The organism is Spirochaeta dissipatitropha, from assembly GCF_054657935.1.
Map to the genome: position 1 here is coordinate 1 of NZ_BAAHXT010000037.1, position 2,291 is coordinate 2,291.

Annotated in this window: 2 protein-coding genes; both read left to right on the plus strand. The window is 43.7% G+C overall.

Going from position 1 to position 2,291, the window contains the following annotated elements:
* Positions 1–165 precede the first annotated feature (165 nt).
* Positions 166–1,419: an AAA family ATPase gene (locus tag ACYQ2L_RS17075; RefSeq protein ID WP_460058316.1), complete on the plus strand. Its 1,254-nt coding sequence runs from the start codon at positions 166–168 to the stop codon at positions 1,417–1,419.
* Entirely contained in the window at positions 1,412–2,023 is a 612-nt protein-coding gene (locus ACYQ2L_RS17080) for an RloB family protein (protein ID WP_460058318.1), read from the plus strand. Before ACYQ2L_RS17075 ends, ACYQ2L_RS17080 begins: the two co-directional genes overlap by 8 nt.
* Positions 2,024–2,291 lie beyond the last annotated feature (268 nt).

A 2,291-nucleotide genomic window follows, 5' to 3' on the forward strand; every position in this document is an offset into this window, starting at 1 on the left:
AAAACGTGGGGTCTGTGTTCCATATCCATAAAGGAGGCTCCTGTATAGATTGCTCGAGGAAAACACATGCATCGTAATATAAGACATACTTGCAATGGCACACAAACTGCCTTATCATGTGTTTATGCAATTTTTCTGCATCAAACGACGTTTAGGAGCTCGATTGTGATACTGGACTTCGAAATAGGAAATTATCGTTCCTTTAAGGACCGTATTGTGTTCTCAGCACAGGCAGATCCGCGACTACGCTCCCATAGAGAAAATATTGTAACAGCGGAAAAACTATCGCTGCTGCGAGCCACCCTTCTGTACGGTCCGAATGCGGGTGGGAAATCCAATTTTGCACGTGCCTACTACGCGATGCTGTCTTTAATAAAAGACTCTTTTCAACAAGAAGGGCTACTTTCTAAAATATACGAGCCCTTTTTACTGAATGAGCATAACAGCACCGAGCCAACACATCTGCAACTGACCTTTCTACTGACAACAGAGCCTCAAATAATCTGCAGACTTGGCTTTGAGTTTACTGAAGGACAGGTTCTTCACGAGTGGCTCTACCAAAAAAATCTCGCAGCTAAATCAAGAGAGGTCCTGATTTATGAGCGGACGGGTACGGAGATTACCTCGGGTCAACAGCTCCCGAATCGTGGGGTTATATCTACTATCGAAAAACAGAACCTCTTGCGGCCCGATTGTTTATTATTCTCTCTGCTGGAATCACTGAACAACTCATTGATTTCCCGCATCAATAAAGATTTTTTTCAGAAATCTATTTCAGCAAGTGCTTTGTTTCTCAGTCAAAACTCATTTCTGCCCAAATCGATCCTGGATGACAGCAGTATAAAGGAAGCCTACCTGTATCTGCTGCGAAAAGCTGACACCGGAATCGAGGATTTTAAACTCGACGAAAACCCCCTACAGTCGAACAAACAGCAAATACTAACCGCACATTCAGTTCAACAAACAGATCAGGATTACCAGAAGTATTTCCAGATGGAAAGAATGGAATCCCAAGGTACAATCAAGATATTCCGGCTCATTGGCATCATTCTACATACCCTCAAAACCGGAGGGGTCTTGATAATTGATGAAATCGACACCCAGCTACACCCCCATTTAACTCAATTGCTGTTTAATCTATTTAACGACCCTACCGTTAATTTAAAAAACGCCCAGCTGGTTGCTATATCTCATGAGCATGCATTACTTGATCACCCATCTATCAGAAAAGACCAGGTCTGGTTTATACAGAAAAATAAAGACATGGCTAGCGAGTGTTTTTCGCTGACGGATTTTGTCGACGAAAGAAGCGCTCACAGCTTCGGCAAACGTTACCTGTCAGGACAGTATGGAGCCGTACCGGCTATGGGTGATATTGCACTTTTTACAGAACAGTTATTCGGAGTTTCAGGTGAGTAGACCTACGGCAATCCCTCGTTCCAGGAGCAATAAGATACTTCTCCTCTGTCAGGGAAAGACTGAAGAAATATACTTCAAATCTTTCCCGGTAGTTACAGCCAGCAGGGAATGGTCTATCCGTGTTGAGGTTGAATCTCATGCGGTAGATCCTGAGCAATTAGTGGACAAGGCAATTAAACTGTCGCATTCAGGTGGAGTCCGAAATTATAATTCGGTCTGGTGTGTATTCGATAAAGATGATTTTAAGCAGAATTTCCGGTCTGCAATCAAAAAAGCCGATGTAAAGAATATTCAGACAGCCTTTTCGATAGAATCCTTTGAATTGTGGCTGCTACTCCACTTCCAGAAAGTATCAATAGACAGCCCTCTTGATCGTAAGGGATACATTCAGGTTCTGGATGCCCCGGACAGAATGCTCGGCTACTGTAAGGATGAAGCATGGCAGAAGGAAAACCTGGTCTTAAAAAATTTCAGTAAACACCAGCGCGACAAAGCAATACAGGGTTCCAAGGAGCTGGAAAGACATTCAAAAGCAAGCAACACACAGTTTCAGAAGCAGAACTGTACTATCCATAAAATAGTAGAATTTTTAGGATCCCTGTAGGCCGATGTCAGAACGATATACTTGAACACTCAAATCCAAACCATCGCGAACACTGGTCGCACAAGCCAGCACGACGATGCAGTCCACAGGCGACTTCGCACTACTTTTATCCCTTACACAACAAAAAAGAAAGGAACTGCTCAGTCGTTCTTCCTTTGATCATCCTGCAGAAGGCGGCGCAGTTCTTCAATCGGAAGCTCAACAATTCTGGCAATTTCCTCAAGCGGCATTGTGCCTTCAAGGTTGCGGGCTACTTTCAGGGCTTTTC